Source organism: Thermococcus sp. 4557, assembly GCF_000221185.1.
Lineage (GTDB): Archaea > Methanobacteriota_B > Thermococci > Thermococcales > Thermococcaceae > Thermococcus.
On record NC_015865.1, the window covers coordinates 817,368 to 843,669 of the forward strand.

Annotated in this window: 19 protein-coding genes; 11 read left to right on the forward strand and 8 right to left on the reverse strand. The window is 57.1% G+C overall.

What is annotated here, in order from left to right; translation table 11 throughout:
- The first annotated feature begins 33 nt into the window (after positions 1-33).
- Both GQS_RS04260 and GQS_RS04265 read left to right on the forward strand, forming a co-directional pair.
- On the forward strand, positions 34-327 hold the full coding sequence (locus tag GQS_RS04260) for a hypothetical protein (protein ID WP_014012437.1): 294 nt from the start codon (positions 34-36) through the stop codon (positions 325-327).
- Positions 324-1,523, forward strand: a complete 1,200-nt coding sequence (locus tag GQS_RS04265; RefSeq protein WP_014012438.1) for a cysteine desulfurase — start codon at positions 324-326, stop codon at positions 1,521-1,523. The genes GQS_RS04260 and GQS_RS04265 overlap by 4 nt, the downstream gene beginning before the upstream one ends.
- On the opposite strand, the gene GQS_RS04270 is transcribed toward GQS_RS04265, so the two are convergent.
- The 4 genes from GQS_RS04270 to GQS_RS04285 are packed head-to-tail and all read right to left on the reverse strand — an operon-like array spanning position 1,520 to position 6,046.
- The gene (locus GQS_RS04270; RefSeq protein WP_014012439.1) at positions 1,520-2,419 is read right to left on the reverse strand and encodes a hypothetical protein; all 900 of its coding nucleotides are present in this window, start codon (positions 2,417-2,419) and stop codon (positions 1,520-1,522) included. The genes GQS_RS04265 and GQS_RS04270 overlap by 4 nt on opposite strands.
- Positions 2,420-2,476: 57 nt before the next feature.
- Positions 2,477-3,613, reverse strand: coding sequence for an ATP-NAD kinase family protein (locus GQS_RS04275; RefSeq protein WP_014012440.1), 1,137 nt, complete (start codon positions 3,611-3,613; stop codon positions 2,477-2,479).
- Between the two features lie 4 nt (positions 3,614-3,617).
- On the reverse strand, positions 3,618-5,063 hold the full coding sequence (locus GQS_RS04280) for a potassium channel family protein (protein ID WP_014012441.1): 1,446 nt from the start codon (positions 5,061-5,063) through the stop codon (positions 3,618-3,620).
- A 32-nt stretch (positions 5,064-5,095) separates the two neighbouring features.
- A complete protein-coding gene (locus tag GQS_RS04285; RefSeq protein ID WP_014012442.1) occupies positions 5,096-6,046 on the reverse strand; it encodes a radical SAM protein in 951 nt (316 codons plus the stop codon).
- Positions 6,047-6,162: 116 nt separating this feature from the next.
- Between GQS_RS04285 and GQS_RS04290 the strand changes: the two genes are divergently transcribed.
- Together GQS_RS04290 and GQS_RS04295 are read left to right on the forward strand one after the other, a co-directional pair.
- Positions 6,163-6,903: a Rossmann-like domain-containing protein gene (locus GQS_RS04290; RefSeq protein ID WP_014012443.1), complete on the forward strand. Its 741-nt coding sequence runs from the start codon at positions 6,163-6,165 to the stop codon at positions 6,901-6,903.
- 123 nt (positions 6,904-7,026) lie between these two features.
- A complete protein-coding gene (locus GQS_RS04295) occupies positions 7,027-8,271 on the forward strand; it encodes an MFS transporter (RefSeq protein WP_014012444.1) in 1,245 nt (414 codons plus the stop codon).
- Between the two features lie 11 nt (positions 8,272-8,282).
- On the opposite strand, the gene cdr is transcribed toward GQS_RS04295, so the two are convergent.
- The 4 genes from cdr to GQS_RS04315 all read right to left on the reverse strand — a co-directional run bounded on the left by cdr (position 8,283) and on the right by GQS_RS04315 (position 16,648).
- On the reverse strand, positions 8,283-9,608 hold the full coding sequence (cdr, locus tag GQS_RS04300) for a CoA-disulfide reductase (protein WP_014012445.1): 1,326 nt from the start codon (positions 9,606-9,608) through the stop codon (positions 8,283-8,285).
- Positions 9,609-9,668: 60 nt separating this feature from the next.
- The gene (locus GQS_RS04305) at positions 9,669-10,835 is read right to left on the reverse strand and encodes a 60S ribosomal export protein NMD3 (protein WP_014012446.1); all 1,167 of its coding nucleotides are present in this window, start codon (positions 10,833-10,835) and stop codon (positions 9,669-9,671) included.
- Between the two features lie 45 nt (positions 10,836-10,880).
- Positions 10,881-11,180 carry a DUF424 domain-containing protein gene (locus GQS_RS04310; RefSeq protein WP_014012447.1) on the reverse strand — a complete coding sequence of 100 codons (300 nt, stop codon included), beginning with the start codon at positions 11,178-11,180 and terminating at the stop codon, positions 10,881-10,883.
- 86 nt (positions 11,181-11,266) lie between these two features.
- Positions 11,267-16,648, reverse strand: a complete 5,382-nt coding sequence (locus GQS_RS04315; RefSeq protein WP_014012448.1) for a S8 family serine peptidase — start codon at positions 16,646-16,648, stop codon at positions 11,267-11,269.
- Between the two features lie 541 nt (positions 16,649-17,189).
- Here GQS_RS04315 and GQS_RS04320 point away from each other — a divergent pair.
- The 7 genes from GQS_RS04320 (at position 17,190) to GQS_RS04350 (ending at position 26,278) form a co-directional block, all read left to right on the forward strand.
- A complete protein-coding gene (locus GQS_RS04320) occupies positions 17,190-17,855 on the forward strand; it encodes a hypothetical protein (protein ID WP_014012449.1) in 666 nt (221 codons plus the stop codon).
- On the forward strand, positions 17,852-18,856 hold the full coding sequence (locus GQS_RS04325; protein ID WP_014012450.1) for a hypothetical protein: 1,005 nt from the start codon (positions 17,852-17,854) through the stop codon (positions 18,854-18,856). The genes GQS_RS04320 and GQS_RS04325 overlap by 4 nt, the downstream gene beginning before the upstream one ends.
- Positions 18,853-19,974 carry a hypothetical protein gene (locus GQS_RS04330; RefSeq protein WP_014012451.1) on the forward strand — a complete coding sequence of 374 codons (1,122 nt, stop codon included), beginning with the start codon at positions 18,853-18,855 and terminating at the stop codon, positions 19,972-19,974. Before GQS_RS04325 ends, GQS_RS04330 begins: the two co-directional genes overlap by 4 nt.
- Positions 19,956-21,365 (forward strand): glycosyltransferase family 39 protein, encoded by a 1,410-nt coding sequence (locus tag GQS_RS04335; protein ID WP_014012452.1) that lies wholly within the window; start codon positions 19,956-19,958, stop codon positions 21,363-21,365. Before GQS_RS04330 ends, GQS_RS04335 begins: the two co-directional genes overlap by 19 nt.
- Positions 21,366-21,499: 134 nt before the next feature.
- Positions 21,500-23,851, forward strand: coding sequence for a phosphoenolpyruvate synthase (gene ppsA / locus GQS_RS04340; protein ID WP_014012453.1), 2,352 nt, complete (start codon positions 21,500-21,502; stop codon positions 23,849-23,851).
- A 144-nt stretch (positions 23,852-23,995) separates the two neighbouring features.
- Entirely contained in the window at positions 23,996-25,399 is a 1,404-nt protein-coding gene (locus GQS_RS04345; RefSeq protein WP_048056524.1) for an MATE family efflux transporter, read from the forward strand.
- A 33-nt stretch (positions 25,400-25,432) separates the two neighbouring features.
- The gene (locus tag GQS_RS04350) at positions 25,433-26,278 is read left to right on the forward strand and encodes a DUF2334 domain-containing protein (RefSeq protein ID WP_148236363.1); all 846 of its coding nucleotides are present in this window, start codon (positions 25,433-25,435) and stop codon (positions 26,276-26,278) included.
- Positions 26,279-26,302 lie beyond the last annotated feature (24 nt).

Below are 26,302 nucleotides of genomic sequence, written 5' to 3' on the forward strand. Positions count from 1 at the left end.
AGGCTCTTTTTCCAATTTTGACCGGTGGGGGAGATGATAATCGCAAAGCCCTGCGTAACGATGAAGGGGATTGTCATAAGCGGCTACTCGTGGGACAGGAAGGTGAAAGTTGACCTCACGAGAACCGCCCAGTGCCTGAAGGAGAAGGGTTACACCGTGAAGAAGCTCCTGCCGGGGATGATGCTCATTCTCGAGATGGAGGGCTACGAAACGAGCGTCTATCCGAGCGGCAAGATAATAATCAAGCTCCTTGAGGACTCAAAGAAGGGTGAGGAGCTCGCTCGAATAATCTACGACTGCGCTGGAGTTCTGGAGGTGGTTTCATGAGGATTCCGGAGGACGTTAGAAAGGACATTCCGCTGACCGAGGAGGTCATATACTTCGACAACACGGCCACTTCGCTCACGCCAAGGCCGGTTATAGAGGCGATGGACGAGTACTACCTCAAGTACCGCGCCAACGTTCACAGGGGAATACACAGGCTCTCTCAAATGGCCACTCACAAGTACGAGGAGAGCAGGAAAGTAGTTGCCGACTTCCTCAACGCGGAGTTCGAGGAGATAGTCTTCACCAAGAACACGAGCGAGAGCCTCAATTTAGTTGCTCTCGGCCTCGAACATCTCTTCAAACCCGGCGACAAGATAGTGACGACTCCCTACGAGCACCACTCGGATTTGCTCCCATGGCAGAGGCTGGCCAAAAAGCTCGGCCTCAAGTTAGAGTTCATAGAGGGCGACGACGAGGGCAACCTCGACCTGAGCGACGCTGAGAAGAAGATTAAAGACGCGAAGCTCGTCGCTGTTCAGCACGTCTCCAACGCCCTCGGCGTTATCCACGAGGTCGAGGAGCTTGGCAAGATGGCGAAGGAAGCAGGGGCGATATTCGTCGTTGATGCCGCCCAGAGCGCCGGCCACATGGAAGTGGACGTGAAGAAACTCCACGCGGACTTCCTGGGACTTTCCGGCCACAAGGGGCCGATGGGGCCGACTGGAATAGGCGTCCTCTACATCAACGAGGAGTTTTTTGAAACCTTTGAGCCTCCGCTGATAGGCGGGGGGACGATAGAGGACGTCAGTCTGGATGGTTACAAGCTGACCGAGCCGCCCGAGCGCTTTGAGGCTGGAACGCCGAACATAGGCGGTGCCATAGGCCTCGCCGCTGGAATAAAGTACATCGAGAAAATCGGGATAGACAGAATCGAGAGACAGGAGCACAAGCTGGTCAAGAGAATAACGGAGGGACTCGACGAGCTCGAAGTGCCCTGGTACGGGCCGAGGAACCTGAAGAAGCACGCCGGTGTCGTCAGCTTCAACGTTCCACCGCTCCACCCCCACGACGTCGCGGCGATACTTGACGAGCACGGCATCATGGTGAGGAGCGGTCACCACTGTGCTTTACCGGTGATGAAGAAGCTCGGGATAAACGGCACGGTTAGAGCCTCGTTCCACGTCTACAACAGCGTGAAAGAGGTCGAGACTTTCCTCGGGGTCATGGAGGAGCTGGTAAAAAGTTTGAGGGGCTAGAGGGGCATCTCGCCCCATTCCACGTCTATAGTCTCCGGCGTGCGGTAGATGAAGGCCGCCTGCCCCTTGTGGACGTGCTTCCTCATCGGACCCGGTGGAACGCCGTTCGTTTCATAGATAACGCTCTGAGTATCCGGGTCGTGGTAGAGGAGCAAACTCGGGCCCACGAGGTTCATTATCGACTCCACAGCGTACTGCGTAGCCAGAACCGTGACCCTGCTCCGTAGGGGCCTCGTTATGAGGGGAATCGCGGCGCTCCCCGCGGTGGTGTAGGCCAGGACCGCGGCATCGCTGACCCCTATCATCGTATTCCTCCTCTTTCTAACGACGGCCGCCACGATGAGAAAGGTCATCCCCGCGAGGGTTATGCTGTAGGTCTCCCCGAGGTTTACCAGGACGTTCCCCCCAAACCCGGGGGCTTTGCCAGAGTAGAACGCCTCATCGAGGGGTGTGTAGCTCTCCCCGATGACCTCGGCGTACTTGGTCCTTGACTTCGCCGCCTCCGGGACGCTCTTCACCTTGCCTGCGAGGAAGTCCGCGTAGAGCCTCTCGGTCAGCGTCCTGTCGAGGCCGTAGACGGTCTGCACTATGGTGGCCGCTGTGTAGCCATCGAGGAGCCCCGCCGAGGCAAGGGCTATCGGGTCAAGGCCCGTGCCCTTTCCATCCTCCACCTTGATGACCGTGTCAAAGCCCTCCTCCGGGAAAGTCCCGGCGGTGTCGAAGATCACCGTTTCGTAGCCCATCTCCCGATATTTCCCTGCAAAATACTCGAGGGCCTTTCCGGGCCATTCGTCCATGCCGAAGACCTTCAGAGTTCTGCCGTGATAGACGGGGTCGTAGAAGACGTCCTCACCTTCTCTCTCAAAAAGTCTGACCGCTATGCGGCTGTACTTCATGCATCTCACCGGTTAAGGATAGGAAAAGGTTCTATAAACGGCTTCTGGTTCGTCCACCTAAACGACCTTCACCATCCTCTCCATCCAGGGGCTCAGCCTCACCCGTATGTAGCCCCTCAGCCTTTCATCGACCTCGCTGTCCCCGGTGTAGACCCTGACAACGCCGCCGGCTATCTTTGAGGGAGTCGCGACCACGAGGATGTTCTCCTTCGGAACCCCCCTCAGGACCTCCGCCGAGAACTGCTGGTTTCCCCTGCCAAAGAGGAAGTTGAGGCCCCCGATGACCGTAACGACGATTTTGGGGTTCCTGTCAACAAACCTGAGGAGGTCTTTCTCTGTTGCGTCCTTCACTAGGAGTCTGGCCCCCCCATCTTTAACCTCGACCACGTCAACGCCGAGGAGAGTCCCATCTATTCCAAGCAAGTCCTTTATTCTCTTTATCGTCGAGCCGGAGCCGAGGAAGTAAACGCCGTCGTTCTCAAGTATCTCCTCTGCAACGGTTTCAGCTATCGCCTCAAGCTCCGCCTCTTCATCGAGGGGGATTCCCTCCTTACTCCCCTGGACGAGGGTCTCAACGACCGGAACGAGGGCCTTTCCGTAGGTTCTGGCCTTAACCTCGTCGTGCCTGTAGGCTTCCTCGTCTATGTCCCTGACTTCCCTCTCCTCAAGCCCCGCCCTTCCCCTGAGGAACTCTACGAGGAGCTTCGCCGCGTCCTCGGGTGATGTTGCAAAAACCCCGGAGTACATCTTGACGCCGGTGGGGATACCGAGGATTGGGAGCCTCTCATCAACGGCCTCAACAACGTCCCTGGCGGTTCCATCGCCGCCGGCAAAGAGGAGTAGCTCGACCTTTCCGATCATTCTCCTCGCGAGCTCCTTCGTGTCCTCGGGGGTGGTGTCGGGAAGCTCAATCCCCTCAACTTCCCGAAAGCCTATCTCCCTGTGCCTGATAACCTCGTAGGGAAAATTGAACTCCCTGAGGACGTTCTCCCCGAGCGGCCCCGGGCCGGTGAGGAACTTTACTTTCTCCACCTCTTCGTATTGGCTCAGCTCGCTGAGGAAGAGCCTCACGAGGTCTTGAGCTATCGGCCTCGCCCCCCGCTTCACGGCCTCCTCAACGACACCATCGGTCCCCTTTAGGGCCACCTTACCTCCCATTCCAGCTATGGGGTTGATTATCAGTCCAACGCGCATGCTATCACCTCATGTATTTCCTCGCGAACACCGTCAGGAAGACCGCCCACATGAACATGCCAAACAGGGCCTCGACCGAGGCTATGATCCTCCCCACTCCAATGGGATGATAATCCCCGTATCCCAAGGTCGTTGCGGTAACAACGCTGAAGTACTCGTAGTCGAGAAAGCCCATAGCTCCGGAGATGCCCTCGACGCTCCGCGTCAGAAAGAACAGGATTGGGAAGAAAACGTTGACCGCGCCGAGCCATATGAGTATGGGCCTCTTCCAGTCGGTGCCGTACTTGCAGGTCAAATCCGCGAAGAGCCACTCGAAGAGTGCTTCCATCCTCATGAAGAGCCTCTTAATCCCCTTCCTCCTGCCGCTCAGCCGGGAGTTCCTCTTGGCCACCATCTCCAGGTAGTAGTAGCGGTCGGCCCTCTCGAAGTCCCCGTTCCGCTCCCAGCTTATCCTGGCGAGGCGGTAGAGCACCTCTGCCGCGCGGTGGCTCTTGAACTTGCAGTCCTCGACCTCAACGAAGCCCTCGACGTTGAGTTCCACCGGGATATTGGGCAGAACCGTGGAGTTCCAGGCAAAGTCGCCGTGGAAAGACACCTTCCGGAATATCAGGTTGCCCATGACCCTCATGTGCACGAACTCGGGATTCCTGAGCCAGCTTCCCAGAATTTCGGCGTGACCGAAGACGTTGAGGTTCTCGAGCACGAGGTTGCCGTGGAACCGCCTTATGCTGAGCCTGACCTCCCTCTTGAAGCGCGCCGACTGGTCGAAGCCTATGTCCCGGAGGACGAGGGCGGTGACCTTAACGGCCCTCTCGTGCGATTCGGATGGCTTTATTCCATGCTCCTCGAGGATTTTTCGCAGGAGGGGGTAGCGGACGTTTATTCCGATCCTCCTAACATCACTCAGGTCGCTCAGCTCTATCCTCCCGGTGGCAGTTCTGCGCTCCCCGTACTCCTTCTCGCCCTCCTCCCCCCTGCCGGTGTACTCGGTTGAGTTTATCATGACGTAGCGAACGCTCGAATTCCTGATGTAGACCGAATTGGAGAACCCCACGCGGAGCAGGTTCAGGCCGAAAACGTGAGAGCCGTGAACGGTGAACGTTCCCAGCTCACTCTCAAAGACGACCAGCCTGCCCACCGTGGAGTTGTAGAATGTTACACCCGGCACGTTAACCCCATCGAAGAGTATTGTCCTGACCTGGGAGTTTTTAAAGACTATCGGCTTCTCGGCTTTGAAATCGCTTATTTTGACGTCGTAGAGGTAAACACCCTCAAAATAGGTCTGGCCCGCCCTAAGCCTCTTGAGAAAAGCCTCCTCCTTCAACCTCTTTATCTCATCCCCCAAAAGCTTCTCGCCCTCGTCGTAGGGGATATGGAGGGGGCAGTAGGCGGAGCCCTCGACGGGCTTCAGCCTGCACTTCCTTCCGTTTTCATAGACGTACTCGCACATGCTCTCCCCACTCGGAGTCTTCCGCAGGATAATTAAGGTTTTCTCCTGCTCGGAAGGGCGCGCATGTAGAAGCGCCTTCCCCCGTACTCGAGTTCGATTAGCTTTCCGTCCCGGATAAGCCCTTCCACCACGTCCCAGTCGGCCCCTGCTTTTCTCAGGAGCTCCCTCACGGCTTCTTCCCTCATCGGGTGCACGGCGGTTATGCTCAGCAGGTCTTCCTCGACGTTCCCGGTTGAGGCGAAGGCGTTCCCCTCGTAGCCTATGAGGTATTCGACCCGGTCCCCGCCGAGCCTCTCCGAGAACAGCTGGTAGGCGAGGTGTATCGTCTCCTCGCTCGCAGGTTCGACCCACGGTTCGGCGGGAGGCCTCGTGGGGATTCCTATGTACGCCTTGTCCGGCCCGAGCTCCGCCAGAAAGTCAGCAATTTTTTCAAGTTCTCCACCGTAGTCAACGTTTATCAGCATGGTCTCGGTAACGAGCTTCCCTCCGAAGCCGTCCGCGAAGGTCAGCATGCCGTCGAGGATTTTCTCAAGCGAGAGGCTCCTGTGAGGTCTGTCCACCCTGCGCCAGAAAGAGTCGCTCACAGCATCGAGCTTTAGGGAGACGAAGTCGAACTCAAAAAGCTCCTCCCTGACGTCCTCGCGCCATATCAGCGAGGAGTTCGTGAGTATCGCAAGGGGCAACCCGAGGGTTTTCAGCATCTCCACCTCCCTGGACAGGTTAACGTCGAGCGTCGGCTCCCCGTCGGGAACGAAGGTGATGTAGTCTATCCTTTCCCCGGCCGCTTCTGCCTCCTCGACCTTCCGCGAAACCTCCTCGAAGATCAGTTCCGGCTCGTAGAAAGCCCTCCTCTCAACCTCCATCCTCAGGGTTCTGCCTATCTGGCAGTAGACGCATGCATAGCTACAGACCTTGTCGGGTATGTTGTTTATCCCAAGGCTCTTACCGAGTCTCCTCGATGGAACCGGACCGAAGGCTATCATGTCACCACCGGGATTAGGTTGCCCTAAAAGCGTATAAGTTTTGCCCAAACGGAAGGTTCAAAATGGGAAGGAAGAATGATAACAGGATAATCACCGCTGGGGAGTGAGGTGTTCGCATGCTGCTGACCGAATTCAAGAAAAAGGCCCTGAAGCTCATCGATGAGGAGCTCAAAGTTCTGGACTTCTCCTTTGGCCTGCCCTACACCTACGTGCTGATTGAGGGGAAGAGGAGAAAAGCCCTCGGCGTTGCCATGACCCTCCCCGAGGAGATAGGGAGATTTGACAACTCCATCGAGGAACCCGTCCTGGAGGCGTTCATTGAAAGGGCCGACAGCCTCAACATCATCGAGAGGTCCCTGGGCATGGCGACGATAAACGCGGTTTCTCAGTACTACATCGACTTGAGTGATGCAAAGTGGGTTGACGCCGTGGAACTGCTCGACGGTGACATCGAGAAGGTAGCCGTCATTGGGAACATGCCGCCGATAGTCAGGGCCCTGCGGGAGAGGGGCTTCAAGCTCTACGTCTTCGAGAGAAACCCGAAGCTCTGGGACAGGGAAACGCTGAGCGATTCCCTGGAGTACTGGCTCCTGCCGGAGGTGGACGCCGTGATGGCGAGCGCCTCCTGCATGATCAACGGAACCCTCGACATGCTCCTCGACAGGGCAAAGAACGCCAGGATTTTCCTCCTGACCGGCCCCACGGGACAGGTCCTCCCGGAGTTCCTCAGGGGCACCGGGGTAACCCACGTGGCCTCGATGAAGGTCGTGAAGGTTGAAAGGGCGATACTCCAGCTGAAGCTCGGCTGCTTCAGGGGCTTCTCCGACGAGAGCAGGAAATACGTCCTCGAAATATGAGGGTTTCTTCTTCCTTCTTTATTCCGGCCCCACTGAATGAACCATTCTGGACATTACAGTATCCTCCGCGTCACGAATCTTTTTAAACTAAACCGGCCTCCCGGAGGCCTCAAGGTGAGAAAAATGAGTCAGAGAGTTGCCATCGCGGTGAGGAACGCATCGGTCGCAAACCGCTACCGCTACATCCCCAAGATGCCCAGGTGGTTCTACTCCTTCGTGCCGTTCAAGGTGGCCACCGGCGGAAGCTCCGCCCTGGTGAGCCTCTACCTCCTGGAACTCGGGGGGAACGCCTCAACCGTTGGATTGACCTTCGCCCTCGCGAGCTTAGCCTCGATGCTCGGCGCGCTGTTCTGGGGCAGGGTGAGCGACAGGACACTGCGGAGGAAGCCGTTCATACTTCTCGGCTTTGCCAGCGTTCCGCTCTTCCTCACGGCGATGGCCTTCGTGAAGACCCCGGCTCAGCTCATCGCGGTAAACACGGTGTATGCATTTTTCCTCGCCTCAACCCTATCGGTTCCCATAGCCCTCGTGCTGAGGAGCGTGAGGAAGCACAGCTGGGACCACGCTATCGGCAAGTTCAACGAGATAAGCGGCTGGGGGTGGGTCCTCGGACTGGTTCTCGGTTTCGGCCTGTCGAGGTTCCTGACCATGCCCCAGCTGTTCATAGCATTTGCCATCCTGGGCCTGCCCTCTGTCTTCATGGGGGAGCGGATGATACGGGAGGCTCCGATATACATCAACAGGCGGGCCATCAAAGCCTTCGGCAACTACGTCGTCGAAAAGGCCCGCTACTTCCCCAGCTTCATACTGCACACCAACTTCAGCCTCCCGGAGGGCCTCGGGAGGTTCTACATAGCCTTCCTGCTCTTCTGGATAGCGGCGGGCCTCTACTTCCCCCAGATGCCGGTGCTCCTCACGAGTGAGGGCTACACGAGGGAGGTCGTGTACCTGGCACTCATAGCCAACTCCGCGGTCTCGGCGATGAACTACACCCGCGTCGGGGCCGCGATGGGGGGAGGGAAGGAAGGGGTCCTGAGAAAGGGGCTGCTCCTCCGCGCCGGGGCCTTTGCTGTGATGGTGCTCGGAATCCTGCTCTCCCCGGTGCTGCTTCCACTGGCCGTTGCCTCCTACATCCTGGCGGGCTACTCCTGGGCCTTCATCGGAATCTCCTCGACTGCCATAGTGAGCGAGAGGGCGGGAGAAAAGGAGAAGGGCAGCGCGATGGGGACTTACAACGTCGTGGGCTCGGCGGGGTACATCGCGGGCAGCGCCATAAGCGGGGCACTCATATCATCGGCGGGATTTGGTGCGGCGTTTGGCCTCGGGCTTGCCCTGGTTGGGGGGAGCATCGCCCTGCTGAAAAAGTGAGAAGAGAGGGTTCAGAACTTGAGAACCCTGGCAAGGACTATGAGGGGGTCCCAGACCGGGGCGAAGGGCGGTGCGTAGGCCAGATCCGTGAAGAAGGCATCCTTCGTGGTGAAGCCCGCGGTGAGCATCGTTGCGGCCGTGTCTATCCTGGGCAGTATCTCGGCGCCGACGACCTGAACGCCGAGGAGTTTATTGGTCTCGTTGTCAACGACCCCCTTGAGCCATATCGGCTTTGAACCCGGATAATAATGCGGCCTCGTGCCGGCTTTTATGAATGCCGTCCTGACGTCGTAGCCCTCCCTGATGGCCTCCGCCTCGGTTAAACCGGTTTTTCCTATTTCCAGGTCAAGGAACTTGGTTACACTCGTTCCGAGAACGCCCGGGAAGATCACGTCCCTTCCGGCGATGTTGCTTCCGGCAACGTATCCCATCTTGTTTCCGGGCGGGGCAAGCGGTATCCAGACGCGCCTGCCTGTTATCAGGTGCCTCGTCTCGGCGACGTCACCGGCGGCGTAGACGTTCTCGACGCTGGTTTCCATCCTCTCGTTGGTCCAGATGGCCCCGGTCTCTCCAATCCTGACCCCCAGCTCCCTCGCGAGCTCGGTGTTGGGCTTTATGCCCGTCGCCACGATCACCATATCTGCGGGGTACTCACCGGCGTCCGTGATAACCCTCTCGACTTTTCCATCGCCCTCAAAGCGCATCGTCAGTTCCTGAAGGCGGAGGTTGAGGTGGGCTTTGAGCTTCTCCTCAACGATGTCGGTGATCTCCTTGTCGAAGGTTTTCCTGAGGATGCGCTCGCTTCTGCCGATGAGGGTGACGTTCTTGCCCTGGGCAACGAAGGCCTCGGCCATCTCGAGGGCTATGTAGCCCGTTCCAATGACGGCGACGTTCCTGACATCGTGCTTTTCCATGTACTCCCTTATCGCGACTGCGTCGGGCGGAAGGTCTGCGGTGAAAACCCCCTCAAGGCCGCAGCCATCTATGGCCGGAACCTGGGGGGAGGCACCGTTGGCGAAGACGAGGTAGTCCCACTCGTAGGTGTGCTCCCCATCGGGTTCCCTGACCCTGACCGCCCCCTGGTCAACCTCAATGACCTCAGCCCTCATGTGGAGGTCTATGCCCCTCTTCTTGATGAAGACCTCGGGCGGGTAGTGCATGAGCTTCTCCTCCGGCGAGATGCCCTCAACGACGTAGGGCACGCCGCAGGGAGCGTGGCTGACCCACTCCGTTGCCTCGAAGACCTTGACGTCCCACTCGGGTTTGAGCTTCTTAACGCGCGAAGCCGCGCTCATTCCAGCCGCTCCACCGCCTATGATAACCACCGTCTTCTCCATGAGCATCACCAGAAAGGGGTTCAAAACCTAAGGTTAAAAAGATTGGTGGGAGGAAATCGGTCATTCCTTCCGGTCCAGGAAGTATTTTCTGCCCTTAACCTCCACCATGCGATAGACTTCGCCTTCTCTGAGCTCCATGCGCGGCTTCTCCAGCTCATAGGTTTCATACGTCTCCATGTCCATTAGCTGGACCTCGGTCGGAGTTATACTGGTCACCATGGCTTCCTTTCTTTCGCCCTCCACCGCATCTATGCCCTCCCGCTTCACGGTCTTCCAGTCGCGGCGCTCCGTCTCACGGGTGACCAGGTTGGTGAGCGTCATACCCTTTCCGTCCACGCCCTCCACGGTGTAAACGTTGCCGCGCCTGTCCATCACCAGGTCACCCCTCTGAAACTTCGGAATCCTGATGCTCACGCTCGCGCGGTGAACCTCCTTACTGGTCTGTCTGTCAACGCCGACCAGCTCGTAGGCCTCGCTTATCGTGCCCCCGAAGCGCTCCTTTATCGCCTGGGCGAGCTTTCTGGCACTTGAAGTAGAGCCCATGTAGAAGTCCATGCCCTCCTCCTTCTCTATGGTGTCCTGGATGAAGCCCATCCTGTCCCTGCGCATTATCTCGTCCACCTTCTCCTCGACGAGCTTTCCTATGGCCTTTCTTTCCTCCTCAGTCAGCGGCCTGCCCTCGGCACGGACCTGGAGTATGGCCTCGAAGTAGCCGCCGAGGAACTTGGAACAGCGCGGACAGACGGTCTGGCGGACATAGACGGTAACGTGTTTGGTCTCGTCGTGGAGCTCGCGCTGGAGCTCGTGAATCCTGGCTTTTACACGGACCGCATAGGCCACTATCGCCGGAAAGTGTTCAAGGTGAAAATCAGCGGGTTCAAAGGCCACCGCGGCCCGTCCAACAGGAAGCTCGTCAATTTCGTCAAGTTCCTCCGGGGAGACCATCTCGTACTCCACGATTTTCTCGCTGAAGGAATCCTCGAGGGCCTCCATGAGGGCGTTTTCGGCCACTTCGAATATAAGCTCCTCAAGGTCATAGCTCGCCGGATCAACCCAGACGCCCCTCTTTCTGTAGCTCCCGCAGTTCTGGCAGAGCTCCGTGTTGACCTCATTCTCAATCAGCAAAACCGGGTTCTCCTTTCTGAAGCAGACCTGGCAGAGCCCGTCTATCAGCGGCCCCCCTTCGCTCTCGCTTATCCCGCACCTGTAGCAGAATCTCTCGCTCATCTCTCTCACCGGTGAGTGGTGCGGGGAGAGGTTTAAAAAGGTAGCTCAGAGGAAGAGCCGGGCCATCTGAGCGTGTGGAACGCCCTGGATTCTGAGAACCCTGTCCTCATCAACGTAGCCGAGCTCTATTGCCTTGGAGACGCAGCGTTCACCGGTGAGGTTGGCGATTGTGGCTTCTTGAAGCAGGGAGCCAAGGGCATCTTCCTCAACAAGTTCTCCCCGATAAAACCGCTCCTTGACCTCGAGCTTGAGGTCGCCCTCCCTGAAGGTCTTCCCGAGGAGCTCCTCATCACATGCCGCGAGGAGAACCTCCCCCTGAACCCGGTATATTTTAACGTATATCATGAGCGCCACCGGAGTGAGAAACGCGGGCGGGTTTAAAAGAGTTGGTGCAACTGACAAAAATCGAGAAAGGAAGAAGATTGAGGGCATCAGCCCTCGGAGTTTTCAATATCCTCCACGGCCTGTTCAAGGATCTTGTATGCCTTGAGGATGTTGACGTAGGCCTTGCGCATGTACGGCAGCGCCGCTATCGCCAGGCTGTCCCTGCCAGGAGTGATGTACTTCTCTGCCTCCTCGTAGTACTGGTCCGCGAGCTCCTTGTAGTGCATGGCCTCCTGGAGGGTCTCGTTGTCAACACCGAGCTCGACGGCCTTCTGGTAGAGCGGGTCGAACTTCTGGTCGTACCTCCAGTAAAGCATGTACCAGACGTAGTTCATGGTGGAGAGCCTAGTGTAGTCGGACTGTGTTCTGTAGTCAACCCTGATCGTTCCCGGGGAGTTAAGGCGCATCGTCACGTAGAGCAGCAGACCATCGGAGACTTTTCTCGCGCTCACATTCAGGATGTCGGCGTCCTCGCTGTTGACGTGGTAGTAGGTCGTATCTGTAGGCAGCTTGAGGAGCACAGTAACCTTGGTGCCGTGTTCTCCGTTCACGGTGATGTAGTATATCCTGCCGGCGTCGATGACCTTGGTGATGGAGGCTTCTCCGATGCTCTCGCCTATCGAGTAGACCCAAGGCACATTGTTCTCATCAACGGCCCTGGCGTACACGGTCATCTCGTTGTTGTCCGGGTTGACGTCCTGTGGAGCGGAGAGCACGATGTTGTATGAGTGCATGGTGATGTCAGCCACAGGTACGCTAAACGTCACCGCGTAAACGTCTCCCGGCTGCACAAGTGGGATCGTTACCTGGACGTCGGTCGGCAGGCCGTCTCTGAAGAGCGTTACCTGAACGTTTGTGGCGTTGTAGGGTCCATCGTTGGTGACGTAGGTTGTGATCTCGTAGTTACCGTTGATGTCCGGAACGCTACTGGTCTCGATGCCGGTGAGTCTGACATCGTACGGCACCGGGGTTATGGTGACCGGAATCTGGAACAGTATTGGGTTCTTGCTGGTTCCCATTAATATTATTCCGTTCAGAGGTGTGCTGGCGCTGAGGTGCTCATCCGTGAGGTTGTACATCATGTCGACAGTGTATCCAGTGTCGGTCTTGGTGACGTTCTTGACGATGAGCTCGTTGCCCTCTATTGTGGTTATCATGAGGTCGTAAGTGGCGTTTCCTGGAGAGGGGTTGCTGTAGGAGTAAACCTTAATCACATACTGGCCTGGGTACGGGAAGCTCAGTGAGACGTGCTCGTCAGCGGTTGCGGTCAGCGAGCTTCCAACCTCGATCAGGGTGCCGCTGGCGTTGTAATAGACGTACAGGTCAAGGTCAACTCCCGCGAGGTCGTCCCAGATGCTGGTGAGCTGTACATCGAGGACCGGCGAAGTGGTGACGTTCACCGTGTAGTAGTCAGAGTCTCCAGTCGGCGGGGCCACTATGTTCTGGTAGACTGATGGTGTGCTGAAGCCGGTAGCCATCACAGAGAGGTCTCCGGCCCACTCCGGCAGCTCCACGTTAAAGGTCTTCTCACCAACCCTCGAGTCGAGAACCTCAACCCAGTTCTCCGGATAAAGCCTTGCCATGCCCACACGGCCGTAGAACGTCCTGTAGCTAGCGTTGCCGTCGAAGAGAACGTTGTGGAGCCAGAGTGCGTGGAGTCCCTCTGAGGCCTTACCAGCTATAAGCTCCTCGTTGGTGCCGCTGGAGGTCTGGTAGATGAATAGTCCCGCTCCCACGTATCCGTCATCGCTCCTACCGACTTCCTTCAAGGAGTACGGTCCCATGACATCCGGGTATTTCATGCTCCACACATCAACGCTCGGACCGAGGAGGTGCAGGTTGATATCGGTTATCGTGCCGTCCCATGCGACGTCGGCGAGCACATAGCTGCCCTCCTTGACCTCCGGCACGTTGAAGTAGAACAACCTCCAGTCACCGCTCTCGTACCTCCAGCCCCAGTCAAAGTATCCGTAGACGTTGCCGTTATCGTAGAGGCCGTTTGATTCGTTGTTGCCTCCGAATTCGAACTCGGAGGTGGGTGACGCCACAACAACGCTGACCGGTATGGTCGTCTCCTTACCATCGTGCTTGAGATATATGGCACCCTCGTAGATGCCGTACGGGGTGTCCTGTGGGACTGTTATCATGGCAGTGAACGTACCGGTTCCATCCGGCTTTATAGTGATGCTGTCCCTGTCAATGGTGACCCAGTCCCAAGGAACCCTCTTGTAGAACTCCAGCTTAACCTTGGCCGGGTACATGCTGGTCTTGCCGTAGAGGAGCATTATGTCCCTTATCTGGATGAACATCATGTCGTGGTACTTCTGGAGCGGGTTGCCGAGCATTGCAGAGGCCACGTCACCCTCCTTCGAAGCCTGCTGGAGCAGGTTGAGGGTGGCGTTGCCGTCCACAAAGGTCAGATCCCAGATCCTGAACCACGGATAGGCATCCGCGACGTAGTCGCTGTTGTTGTCGAAGTTATCATAGGAAGTGTACAGGGTCACCTTCATGAGATCGGTGTCGTTCGGAATGAACTGGTCTATTCTGTAGTAGCCCCAGGAGTTTCCGACAACGTCGAACTCAACCTCACCTATCTTCTGGAAGACCTCCGCGGAAACGTTGACCTCCTTTGAGCTGTTGGGGTTCATGTTCTTGACGGTAAACGTCTGGGAGTCGCTCTGTCCTGGATACAGAACGTTGGCAAACCCATCATAGTCCGTCTTTCCTGCGGCCCACTCGGACGGTGAAACCACTATACCGTCCATGTTCTTTGCGGCCTCAACGGCGCTGTAAGCGTCGAGGAATCCAGCACCCTGGGTGAAGACGTCGTGGTTGACGTTCTTGGCGGTGCTCATGAGTATCTCCTTGACCTCCTTAGCAGTTGGCCAGGTGCCGTGGGTCTCGTAGTAGGCCTGGTACACGAGTGCAGCTATTCCCGATGCCATCGGGGTGGCGAGACTGGTTCCACTCCAGAGGTCACTGGCCCAGAATCCATCTCCAACCGAGTTAAGGGCCAAGCTGCCCAGTGCGAACTCACCTACGGCAAGGACATCAGGGTCTGGCTGTCCCAGGGCGTTCGGTCCCTTGTTGGAGAAGTCCGCTGCGTCACCGTAGTTCGCGCCGAACTGCTGCCACGGGCCATCGTCATATCCAAAGAAGCCCCTGTATCCCCATTCAACAGACGCACCCACCGTTATCACGAACGGGGAAGCGCCCTCACTCGTGACGGTTCCATAGCCGGGTCCACCGTTACCCGCCGCGAAGAAGAAGGTCGTCGTTGGGGCGTAGATGTTCGTTATGTAATAAAGGAACCTGTCCTCCCAGGTGTATCCTTTGCTTATGGTCGCAGACGCGCCGTAGCTGTTGCTGACTATCTGGGCCTCGTCGCCGGTTCCGGGTTTTCCATCGTATCCCTCAACGGCGAAGTACACGTAGTCAATCCAGCTTCCACCCTGGTACATCGATCCCTCAGCAATTATCTTGGAGTCTATGGCGTTACCAAAGGTCCGCCCGTAGAAAGTTCTACCCCTAGCCCCAACGGCAGCGGCACAGAGGGTTCCGTGGTCACCTCCGCCGGTGTATACGTTGCCGATCATGAACGCGACGAGCTCACCGTTGGCGGGTATAGTGAGGGGCATGCCCCATCTCTCAGCAACCACGTCAGAGTACGGTATCGGAGTCTTTCCATCGGCTATGTAGTAGATCATGCCTCCTGAAAGGTCTGCGTAGCTGTCCTGACCGAACTCTCCATTCATGGAATCCCAGAAGTCGAGCTGTATCACAGGGTTATCCTTGGTGTGGCCGACGTCCTTGTTGAAGTCAGTGACAGTAGCCGGAGCTATGTCCGCATAAACCGTGTCGTAGGTCTGGTTAGAGTTCGGGTCGGTGACAAGTATGTATCCTCCAAACCAGTCGGTCCAGAGCGCTATGTCCGGGTGGAGGCCGAGCTTCATTATTCCGCTGGTGGTGGGAACGCTGAGGTCGTCGTTTAGAGGTAGTTTAATGTCAGCATAAAATCCTCCGAGGAGAGTATCATACGCATAGGCGGTGTATCCGACAAGGAGCGGTGTGGCACTATCGTCGGGGAAGATGTAGTCGGCGAACATGTCGGTTGGGCTCTGGTAAATTCCCCAGTAAACCTCACCGCCGTGATACGGGCCGCCGGCGTAGTCGTAGAGAATCGTGGGGACGGGGAAGTCCTGAATGGCGTCGGCAACGTGCAGGTAGTTCATGGTGAAGTTGTACTTGATGGTTGTGTTGTCGAAACCGCCGTCATAGAGGTAGTCCTCGCTTATGAGCCAGAGCTTCCCACCGCCGTTGAGATAGGCGGTGAGGTTGCCAACGTCGGAGTCAGTAAGGGTGCTGTACCAAGCGGCACCCGTGAACCATATGACAAGGCTGTAGTTGCTGAGGACCGTCAAGTTGGGACCGTTGGCGGTCTCGTTTGGAACCTCGTAGTAGGTGTAGTTGACTCCTATCGCATTCAGCGCGGTCTCGTAGAAGACTTCAAGGGAGTCTCCACCGTCATCGTCAACGAGGAGGACGTTGCTAACGTTTCCAACCCACTGGAGGGTGTTGTACACAACCTGGGTCCTCTCACTGTCGTCCGGTATGTTTGCGAGACTCATCGAGGTAAACACCGTGGTGAAGTTGCCCTTATAGCCTATGCCAAAGTATCCCGGAATGATGTAAGGTGTAACATTGACTATGGTCGGGGAGTACCAGGAGTACAGGTACCCCGTGTAGGTGTACGCATCAGGGAAGGTCGCTCCAAGGATCAGGTAGTACAGCAGCGAGTTGTCATCAAAGGCTATTGGCCAGCCGTAGTACGGGGAGGACGGGTTCGTGTCCACGGCGTAGGCATCCTGGAGGTCCGGGTTACCAAAGTCAACGCCGCTGTCGATGACAGCAACCTTTACACCCTCTCCGGTGACGTTGAGGTTGAGCCACGTGTTGTATGAGCCGTGGTGGTAGACGGCAAAGATGTCCTCCGGCTCGGGCTCAGCGGCCGCCGGATTAACCTCGGGAACCGCTATGGTTGCCATGCCGTTAACCGCGGGGCTGTTCCTCTGAAGTTCCTTCAGCTTTCCTTCAACGAGTCCGTGGAAAGTCGCAACTTTCTTCCCATCCAGCATCTCGCTTCCCGGCTTCCAGTTCCTGACCCTGTCCGCGAACTTTGAGTGCGGGATGGGCACTGACTTGGCAGATACCTCGTCGTTTTTCTCCATATCAATCGGATCGAATGGCGAGCTCCGGGTTATCCCATCAACCTCGGGAATCGAGGCTATTTTCATGAGCGCGTTAATGCTGTCCTCCTTGACCGGGATTAGAGCAAGATAGACGAAGTTGCCCATGAACTCGGTCTTGCCAACGACGTCAACGCCCCTGAGAGAAGCCCCAATGTCCTTAGTGGCAGAAATGTGAATCATGACCCACTTCTGACCGTGGATCTCAACGATACCCTGAGAGTCTTTCCCTTTTAGGATATCTAGCAATTTTGGTTCAATCTTTTCAATAGGGGACACCTGGGACTCACTGCTAACTTCTGTCGTTGTCCCAACTTTCTGGACAGTTGCAGTTATGCCAGCAACAGAGGTATTTCCAGCTGCCACCCCATGGAAAGCCACTGGCACTACTGAAAGCAGCATCACTACCGCGATCAAAAGGCTTAAAGCCTTTTTATTCATCCTGACACCTCCTACTCGTAATGTTCATCTATACTGTAAAGGTCGCATGGATATAAAGATTTCGTTCTTCAGAGTGACCTCACAGCCCTAGTCACCCATGTAACACCGCTGGTGGCTATTTGTGAACATCAAAGACCGTGTCATACCTCGCCAATCGCCGCGAGAGAACACTATACCCTGTGATTTGAAGAATACCGCACCAATGAGGGATGCGAAATCCACCAAAACATATAAAACCGAGCAGAGCAGCACATGAATTTAGCGGGTAGCGTGGTGAGAACGTATGAACAGAGAGAAGGTTTTGGCCGCTGTTGTGGTCGTGGCGATCCTCGGGTTGGCTTTTAATTACTACACGCAGCACTATCAGGGCGGCGAAATATACGAGGCCGCCAACCATGCCTTCGGGCTCCTGACAAAGGGGTTCAACGTAACTATAACCGTGGAGACCGTTGATGGGGAGACCGTTACCGGGACACTTCTGAGCGTTCAGGGATCGACGATAAACATCATATCCGACGGAAAAGTGCTGAGCGTGGGAGGCCCGAGTGCCACGAAGGAAGACCTCAGGGCCAGGCTCATAAAGGTTGACTATCGCGGAAAGGTCTACGTCTACGAGCTTCCCCCTCGGCTGGGAGAAATGAGTGGAATAATCGATAACATAACCGTTGACGCCTACTCCGAGAGGTTCAGCGGCATAATCTACATCGAGGGAGAGATAAGCCCGATACAGCTCGGGATGCTCAAGTACCGGGCCGACTACCTCTCATACGGCTCCGTCACGATAAACCAAGTGAGCGGCAACGGGGCGGTTATAAGCACCAACATGGTGCCGATAGAGTTCCTTAAGGAATATCTCGGCGACTACAGGGTGTACCTCTACGGAACACTCAGCGTGAACTCGGAGGAGAGAAACCTGCCCCTGAAGATCCTTGAGGTGAGGACTGGATGAAGGGACTGCCCTTCCTCATTCCCCTGCTGTTCATCGGATTCATATCCCTCGGCCTGGCAGAGCCGAAGACGATGGCGATGGGCGTGGCGTTTGCAGTTTCAATAATCCTGGGAATCTACAAGGGGGCCGAAATAGAATGGGACGATCGGGGGCTGAATATCGATGAGAGGTACATAGTATGGGCGTTCTGGATCGCAATAGCGATAATAGGACTGCAGATTCTGATGCTTCGCAGCGTCCCGCTGCTCAACCCTTCCGTGAGGACCAGCCTCAACCCCAGGCTCACCGCGCTGACTTATTTCCTCGGCGTGCCCTCCAGCGTATACCTGTTCCTGAGGGGAAGGAGGTACGCCCTGGCGTATCCCGTTGCGGTTGCGCTCTACGCCTACAGAACCCCCGTCCTCGTCAGCGTTATAGCCCTCGGCGCCGCGTACTACGAGGGGACGAGGAAAGAAGGAAAGGTCAAACCATACCACATTGCCGCGGCCGTAGCGGCCCTCGTCATCCTTGGACTCGGGATAACTTTCCTCAGGGGCGAGACACTGGAGAGCCTGTGGATCAGGGTTCAGAGTTCCACCTCAGTCCTGGATATAATAGTGTGGAGGGCAGGGTGGAAGGGCCTCTACCACGGCTACCTTCAGTGGTCAGGAATAAAATCGTACCTCACAGGCGGATATTCGCCCAGGGGACTTGTGGCTAAGTTCCTTTACGTACACACGGGCGTCACCATAACCCCCACCCTTCTCGGCGGAATGTACCTGGACTTTGGAGTGTTCGCGGTCATCGAGGGATTTCTGCTCGGCGTTTACTACGGGATGATCGGGAGGGCGGTTCATCCTGTTACGATGACCCTCTACTACTCAACCCTGGCCTACGGTATCGTCGGCGTCGAGACCGGAATACTCGACCTCCCTGTGTACCTTCTCTTCGGCCTCGGGGCGTACATAATCATCACAGGGTGGAGAAGCGCCAAGGGGAAGCCCGGTGGGATTGGGTCATGAGGCTCAGCACAGTCTTCTGGGCGTCGGCAATCCTTTACCTCATCACTGCCCTGATTTCAAAAACCGTGTACTCAGACCTCCTGCCCGGGCCGGAGGCGGCGCCCCTGGCATACGCGCTGGCGTTTCTCGGGGTCATCGCGGTTTCGTATCGCCTGAGCGGAAAGCTGGATGATAGTTACAAGACCAAGCTCTACCTGGCGGTGCTGGTTGTCGTTCTGTCCCTCCTCGGGTGGTGGGGCCTTATCCTTGCGCTGGCCATAATCGGAGCCACGGAGGCTATTATACACTACGAAGCGCGCAGCGTTGAGAGCAACCCCGAGAACGCCCGCAGGGAGCTCCGGATCATCCTGACCCTCGTCGTGCTCGTGCTCTTCGCAATACCCGTGGCCGCGGGGGCCGTGCCCCTTCTCAGGCCTGAGGCAAGGTACTCCACTTTCAGGCTGTTCTACCTGGCGGCTGGTTACTTCACGGTTGTTGTGCTGTCTCTAAAGCCCGACTTCAGGATTTTCCTCCTTGGGGAGGCGATAGCCGCGGTCTCGACCTTCCGGACGATAGGGCTGGCGGTGGCATTGGCATACTTCCTTAGGATGATACAGCAGAGAAGTCCAAAGGCCGACATCCTGGGAGGGAGGCGCTACTTCATAATCGGGGCCGTGCTTCTGACCCTCCTCGCGGTGTTTGGGATAAGGTACTACACCACCGTTCAGACGTATCCTACGTGGAGCCTGGGGTTCTTCGAGACCCTCCTCTACAGACCCGGCGTGACGTACACAGTTTATGAAAGGCTCTTTCACCTCGGGATGCCCTGGGGGGAGAGGGGGATACTGTTCTCAACCGATCCCAAGGGCTACGTCGGCTCCCTCTTCGGGCGGGACGTCGGGTACACGTACACCATTTTCGGCCAGCCCGCCTACGATTTCGGGCTCCTCGGACTGGTTGAGGGGGCCTTCCTGGGGATGGCACTCGCGGACGCTGAGAGGAGAAGACCCACCGCGGTCCTCTCGGTGACCCTCATGACCCTGATGGTTCCCATAGGCGTGGACGCGTTCTTCCTTTCGGCCATGGCTTTCCTGGCGTACCTGTCTGTGGAGGTGGACGTATGGAAAAGAAGTCACTGATATTCCTGATTCCATTACTTTTGGCCCTGTGCGTCAGCCTGCTGACGATGCCCCCGTCAAACACTATAACATACGACGGCGCGCTCTACATAGACATAGCGAGGAACCTCGCGGAGGACATCACGGACTTCACTTATCAGGGAATCTACATGATGTACCGGCCGCCGCTCTATCCCTACACCCTCTCGATTCCATACCGCTCCATCCATGAGCCGTACTCACAGCTCACCGTCGCCCGGACAGTCTCGATGCTGTTCTTCGCATTAACCGCGGTGCTGACCTACCTGCTCACGGTGGAGATGTTCGGGGACCCACTCAAAGGCGTCGCCGCGAGTCTGTTCTACATCTTCAACCCCCTGGCGTTCACCATGGCGACCAGGGAGCTCGTGCACAGCGAGTTTACATTCTTCTACACCCTGGCGGTCTATCTGTTCTACACGGGCAGAAAGCGGGGCGCCCCATACAGGATATACCTATCCTTCGTATCCGCGGGCCTCGCCATCCTGACCCGCTACACCGGACTCTCCATACTCGGGGTATTCATAGCGTATCTGTGGCTCACCGACCACTGGGAATGGGTTAAGAAGAGGGAGTACTGGGTTGGCTTCGTCATCCTCGGCCTCACCCTCGCCCCCTGGCTTTACATGGGGCACCTGCACTATGGAGGCCCCTTCAGGCCGTTCAGCGTGGCATCGAGGGTGGTGACGCTTGACAGACCCGTTTCGGTGTCGGACTACCTGCACCTGCTCCGCGAGGACGTTGGCCTTCTGCTTCCGGCACTCGCAGCCCTGGGCTTCATCCGACTCAAAAAGGATGACAAGGGCTGGCTGCTCGTAAGCTGGCTCTTCGTGGGGCTCATGGGGATACTGACGGTAACCCACAAGGAGACGCGCTTCATAACGTTCCTCTCACCGGCGATTGGAATACTCGCAGCGGAGGGGGTGTGGCTGACAGGGGACATCATCAAGGCAGTCTCCGGGAGGACAGGAAGGAGAATCGGGACAGGCCGCACGGCTCTTGTCGTTCTCATCCTGGCGCTGATACTAACGGTGCCAATAGCCGCCCGGGCGACAGGACTGAAGGAGACGTGGAACAGATTTGGAAGATACGAATCCGAGGTCGTAGGCTACGCCGCGACAACATACGGTGGCGAAAAGATCCTAGTCTCACCGGGTATGTACACGGTGGCGGGCTTCTACTACCCCCACGCCGCCGTGGATATGCTGCTCGACAGGAAGACCGTCCTCGACAAAATCTCGCAGGGGTACTACGACACCATCATACTGAAGGAGCCGACGGACCACCTAAACATCGAGGAGAGCGGGAACTATGACCTCGCCGTGGAGTTCTACGATGGAAAGTTCAAGATATACATCAAAAAGGAGAATTAGGGTACCTTAAAGCGCCGATGGACACATTAGCTTTCCCTTTCATTCCTGTACGCTGGGGAACACCTCTGGATAGTTAATTTTAAATATGAGCCTTCGATATATCACCCGCAGTAAACAATTGTGGAGGGATTCGCATGAGCGAATACAAGTTTATAAAGTGGTTTGAGGACCTCAGGAAGACCGACGTTCCCCTCGTCGGTGGAAAGGGTGCCAACCTCGGAGAAATGACCAACGCGGGAATACCCGTCCCGCCCGGATTCTGTGTTACCGCCGAGGCCTACAAGTACTTCGTCGAGAACGTTAAGCTTGAGGACGGTACCGTTCTCCAGGACTGGATTATGGGCGTCATCGCCGAGACCAACGTTGATGACAGCAAGCAGCTCCAGGAGAACACCGCCAAGATCAGGCAGAAGATTATCGAGCTCCCGATGCTCCCCGAGATAGCCAAGGAGATTGAGGACGCTTACAAGAAGCTCAGCGCCAGGTACAACAAGGACGCCGTTTACGTCGCCGTTAGGAGCTCCGCTACCGCCGAGGACCTTCCCGAGGCCAGCTTCGCCGGCCAGCAGGAGACCTACCTCGACGTCTACGGCGTTGACGACGTCATAGACAAGGTCAAGAAGTGCTGGGCCAGCCTCTGGACCGCGAGAGCTACCTTCTACAGGGCCAAGCAGGGCTTCGACCACAGCAAGGTTTACCTCAGCGCCGTCGTCCAGAAGATGGTCAACAGCGAGACCAGCGGTGTCATGTTCACCGCCAACCCGGTCACCAACGACAGGAGCGAGATAATGATCAACGCCGCCTGGGGCCTCGGTGAGGCCGTCGTCAGCGGCAGCGTTTCCCCGGACGAGTACATCGTCGAGAAGGGCACCTGGAAGATAAAGGAGAAGTACATCGCCAAGAAGGAGGTCATGGTCGTCCGCAACCCGGAGACCGGCAAGGGCACCGTTTACGTCAAGGTCGCCGACCACCTCGGCCCAGAGTGGGTTGAGAAGCAGGTTCTCACCGAGGAGCAGATCATCGAGGTCGCCAAGATCGGTGCCAAGATTGAGGAGCACTACGGCTGGCCGCAGGACATTGAGTGGGCCTACGACAAGGACGACGGCAAGCTCTACATCGTCCAGTCCAGGCCGATCACCACCCTTAAGGATGAGGTTAAGGCGGAGGAGACTGAGATGACCGAGGAGATGAACGTCCTTCTCAAGGGTCTTGGAGCTTCACCCGGCGTTGGTGCCGGTAAGGTTGTCGTCATCTTCGACGCCAGCGAGATAGACAAGGTCAAGGAGGGCGACGTCCTCGTCACCACCATGACCAACCCGGACATGGTTCCGGCCATGAAGAGGGCCAGCGCCATCGTCACCGACGAGGGCGGAAGGACCTGCCACGCCGCCATCGTCAGCCGTGAGCTCGGCATCCCGGCCGTCGTCGGTACCAAGGAGGCCACCAAGAAGCTCAAGGACGGCATGCTCGTCACCGTCGACGGTACCAGGGGTGTCGTCTACGAGGGCATAGTCAAGAGCCTCGTCAAGAAGGAAGAGGAAGAGAAGGCCGCCGGCCAGGTCGTCGTTGCCGGTGCCCCGCTCGTCACCGCCACCGAAGTCAAGGTCAACGTGTCCATGCCGGAGGTCGCCGAGCGCGCCGCCGCCACCGGCGCCGACGGTGTCGGTCTCCTCAGGGCCGAGCACATGATCCTCGGCATCGGTGCCCACCCGATCAAGTTCATCAGGGAGGGCAAGGAGGAGGAGCTTGTCGAGAAGCTCGTCGAGGGCATCAGGACCGTCGTCGAGGCCTTCTACCCGAGGCGCGTCTGGTACAGGACCCTCGACGCCCCGACCAACGAGTTCCGCGAGCTTCCGGGTGGAGAGGAGGAGCCGGACGAGAGGAACCCGATGCTCGGCTGGAGAGGAATCAGGCGCGGTCTCGACCAGCCGGAGCTCCTCAGGGCCGAGTTCAAGGCCATCAAGAGGCTCGTCGACGAGGGCTACGACAACATCGGTGTTATGCTCCCGCTCGTCAGCCACCCCGAGCAGATCAGGAAGGCCAAGGAGATCGCCATGGAGGTCGGCCTCATTCCGCACAAGGACGTCGAGTGGGGTGTCATGATCGAGACTCCCGCTTCAGCTCTCATCATCGAGGACCTCATCAAGGAGGGCATTGACTTCATCAGCTTCGGTACCAACGACCTCACCCAGTACACCCTCGCCATCGACAGGGACAACGAGCGTGTCTTCAAGCTCTACGACGAGAAGCACCCGGCAGTGCTCAAGCTCATCGAGAACGTCATCAAGACCTGCAAGAAGTACGGCGTTGAGACCAGCATCTGCGGCCAGGCCGGCAGCGACCCGAGGATGGTCAAGCTCCTCGTCAGGCTCGGCATTGACAGCGTCAGCGCCAACCCGGACGCCGTCGAGCTCGTCAGGAAGACCGTCGCCAGGGAAGAGGCCAGGCTCAGGCTTGAGGCCGCCAGGAAGGCCCTCCGCGAGTGAAGCCTTCCATCTCTCTTTTCTATCTATCTGGTATCTGTTCTTGATAGACGTTCCTAGACCAACATCACCGTTCATTAGCCCTTCAATGGATGGCTCTTTTATCCACAGTAAACTTTTTATACCAACGTTTCGATAGCCATCTCAATGACGCGCGAAATGGAGGCAATGAGGGAGCGGATCATCAGCGGGCCGATAGTTAAAACACTCATTCTGTTAGCCTACCCTTTAATCATAAACCAGCTCGTGCAGGTTCTCTACAACCTCACCGACACGTTCTGGCTCGGAAAGCTAGGAAGGGAGGAGTTAGCGGCACCTGGGACTGCGTGGCCCCTCGTCTGGTTCTTCATGTCCCTTGGGATGGGGTTCGCGACGGCAGGCTTCGCCTTCGTCAGCCAGTACGTCGGGGCGAGGGAGTATAAAAAAGCCAATCGTGCGGCTGGGGCGCTCTACTCCCTAATGATGCTCTTTGCAATTGTGGTTGGAGTGTTCGGCGTCATTTCGGCCCCATACCTCCTCCGTTTTATGAACGTGAGCGATAGTGTCTACCCCTACGCCCTGTCATACACGCGCATAATCTTCGCGGGGATACCCTTTTCATTCACGCTCTTCGCCTTCAACTTCCTCCTGAGGGCTATAGGCGACACCAGAACGCCGGTCAAAATAAACATAGCCACCGTACTCCTCAATCTGGTCCTGGACCCGTTCTTCATCTTTGGCTGGGGCCCCTTCCCGGAGCTGGGAGTCGTCGGTGCGGCGGTAGCCACGATGCTCTCCAACAGCCTCGGATCCGTTGTCGGTGGATACCTCCTCTTCAAGGGGAAGGTCGGGATACACCTCACGGCTCACAACCTCAAACCAGACTGGCCATTCTACACGCGCATCTTCCGCGTTGGCATACCCTCAAGCGTTGGTTCCTCGACAACGGCCCTTGGCTTCGTCATACTAACAAGGATAATCTTCACCCTCGGCGGTCAGTTCGGTGAGGCGGATGTAGCTTTTGCCACATACTCCATAACCAACAGGCTAACCAACTTCATGTTCGCCTTTTCCGATGGAATAAGCATGGCGATGGGGACGATGATCGGCCAGACGGTCGGTGCGAAGCTCTACGAGAGGGCCAAGACCATAGCCGAGAAAACGATGGTGATAAACTTCACGATCCTCAGTGCGGGAACGCTCCTGTTCGCGCTTTTCCGCGTCGAGATATTCAGGTTCTTCATCAACGACCCGGCGATAATAGCCGAGAGCGCCAAGGTGGTGAAGTACTTCTCCGCCTCACTCCCGTTTTTCGGAATATTTTCCGCTGTAGAGAACGTCTTCAGGAGTGCGGGACACACAAAGAAGAGCATGGTAATTGACATGTTCCGCCTCTGGGTGCTCAGGCTTCCGCTGAGCTACGGCCTCGGAATCCTTATGAAGGACACCGCAGGAATGTGGCTGGGGATGGGTCTGAGCAACGTTCTCGGTGCGGTTGTTGCGCTCGCCTGGTTCCTGACAGGAAGCTGGATGAGCCGCATCATAGAGGAGGACCACTCCCCAGGACAGTAAACTTTTTATCATTTGGATGCAGAGTATCACCCGGTGAACCCCTTGGGGACCAGGCACCTCGCACTCATGCTCATCATCCTGGCCGTTCTGGCGGTCGTGGCAGGGAGCGTCACCCACAACGCCCCGTACACTCCACCCCCGGACGGGGGATTTTCTCGCCACACAGACCAAAACGAGGGCGTCCTGGGAATCACGGTCAGAAAAGAGGAACGAAAAACCAACAACGAGCCGCCATTAATCCTCGTCCACGACGTCACCCCGTACTACTTCGAGGACATCAGGCAGATTATAGCGGTTCTCGATGAGTACAACTGCTCAAACTCCACTATCCTCTTTGTCATTCCCGTCTTCGACACAACCCACTACGGGGACGAGTGGAGCCTCCGGAATCACCCGGATTTTGTGAACTATCTCCATGAACTCCAGCGGAGGGGCTACCGGGTGGAGCTCCACGGCTACGGGCACACCTACCACGAGTTCAACTGCTCCTACGAGACGGCGAACGAGAAGCTCGACAACGCCACCGCCCTGATGAGCTCCCTCGGGTTCAGCAACCTCACCCTTTTCCTCCCGCCCGCTTGGGCGCTCAACAACGAATCCCTCCGGGCCATTCTGGAGCACAACCTCACCGTTGTCATGCCCAACTGGCTCATACTCCCCAACGGAACCCGGCAGAGGATATGGAACCGTGAGTACACGTGGTACATAGGCGAGAGCCAGGTGGACGACAGACTGTCCGTCGCCCTCCATGACTACAGGAAAACCTCCGAGGAGGGGATTCCCTTCTACCTCTCGGTTCATCCCGGGGTGGTCAACTACGGGGGCGGACTTGACTTCCTGAGGGCGTTTTTGAGGACAACCTGCGACCAAAAATCATAAACCTTTTATAGCAGCGTTTCGATT

Coding starts and splice junctions, on each gene's coding strand:
- GQS_RS04320 (WP_014012449.1), top strand. CDS start 17,190: ATGAACAGAGAGAAGGTTTTGGCCGCTGTTGTGGTCGTGGCGATCCTC.
- GQS_RS04275 (WP_014012440.1), bottom strand. CDS start 3,613: ATGCGCGTTGGACTGATAATCAACCCCATAGCTGGAATGGGAGGTAAG.
- GQS_RS04310 (WP_014012447.1), bottom strand. CDS start 11,180: ATGATATACGTTAAAATATACCGGGTTCAGGGGGAGGTTCTCCTCGCG.
- GQS_RS04345 (WP_048056524.1), top strand. CDS start 23,996: ATGACGCGCGAAATGGAGGCAATGAGGGAGCGGATCATCAGCGGGCCG.
- GQS_RS04330 (WP_014012451.1), top strand. CDS start 18,853: ATGAGGCTCAGCACAGTCTTCTGGGCGTCGGCAATCCTTTACCTCATC.
- GQS_RS04280 (WP_014012441.1), bottom strand. CDS start 5,063: ATGTGCGAGTACGTCTATGAAAACGGAAGGAAGTGCAGGCTGAAGCCC.
- GQS_RS04290 (WP_014012443.1), top strand. CDS start 6,163: ATGCTGCTGACCGAATTCAAGAAAAAGGCCCTGAAGCTCATCGATGAG.
- GQS_RS04265 (WP_014012438.1), top strand. CDS start 324: ATGAGGATTCCGGAGGACGTTAGAAAGGACATTCCGCTGACCGAGGAG.
- GQS_RS04305 (WP_014012446.1), bottom strand. CDS start 10,835: ATGAGCGAGAGATTCTGCTACAGGTGCGGGATAAGCGAGAGCGAAGGG.
- cdr (WP_014012445.1), bottom strand. CDS start 9,608: ATGGAGAAGACGGTGGTTATCATAGGCGGTGGAGCGGCTGGAATGAGC.
- GQS_RS04315 (WP_014012448.1), bottom strand. CDS start 16,648: ATGATTCACATTTCTGCCACTAAGGACATTGGGGCTTCTCTCAGGGGC.
- GQS_RS04260 (WP_014012437.1), top strand. CDS start 34: ATGATAATCGCAAAGCCCTGCGTAACGATGAAGGGGATTGTCATAAGC.
- GQS_RS04295 (WP_014012444.1), top strand. CDS start 7,027: ATGAGTCAGAGAGTTGCCATCGCGGTGAGGAACGCATCGGTCGCAAAC.
- GQS_RS04325 (WP_014012450.1), top strand. CDS start 17,852: ATGAAGGGACTGCCCTTCCTCATTCCCCTGCTGTTCATCGGATTCATA.
- GQS_RS04270 (WP_014012439.1), bottom strand. CDS start 2,419: ATGAAGTACAGCCGCATAGCGGTCAGACTTTTTGAGAGAGAAGGTGAG.
- ppsA (WP_014012453.1), top strand. CDS start 21,500: ATGAGCGAATACAAGTTTATAAAGTGGTTTGAGGACCTCAGGAAGACC.
- GQS_RS04285 (WP_014012442.1), bottom strand. CDS start 6,046: ATGATAGCCTTCGGTCCGGTTCCATCGAGGAGACTCGGTAAGAGCCTT.
- GQS_RS04335 (WP_014012452.1), top strand. CDS start 19,956: ATGGAAAAGAAGTCACTGATATTCCTGATTCCATTACTTTTGGCCCTG.